Annotated in this window: 1 protein-coding gene; it reads right to left on the bottom strand. The window is 59.4% G+C overall.

The window, feature by feature from the left end; all coding sequences use genetic code 11:
- The coding region (locus EE949_RS01065) for an FtsW/RodA/SpoVE family cell cycle protein (protein WP_164666670.1) at nucleotides 1–278 on the bottom strand (278 nt) is incomplete at both ends.

Genomic DNA, 278 nt, shown 5'->3' with positions numbered 1-278 from the left:
AGTAAATCATCGTAATGGCGCCCGCCAGCAGGCGCGTAAAGAAAGTGGATGCATTGAGGGCGATGGAAAGTCCACGCCAGATCAGCAGCAGGTACAGCACCATCAGCACCAGATTGCCGGTGAGGCCGAATTCCTCGGAGAAGACGGCGAAAATGAAATCGGTGGTGCGCTCGGGGATGAACTCCAGGTGCGTCTGCGTGCCGTGGGTCCAACCTTTGCCCGCCGCGCCCCCGGAGCCGATGGCGATCATCGACTGGATGATATGAAAGCCCTTGCCC

Origin of the sequence: Pseudomonas viridiflava, from assembly GCF_900602065.1 — a bacterium.
Classification (GTDB): domain Bacteria; phylum Pseudomonadota; class Gammaproteobacteria; order Pseudomonadales; family Pseudomonadaceae; genus Aquipseudomonas.
This window is presented reverse-complemented; position numbering and strand designations above follow the sequence as displayed.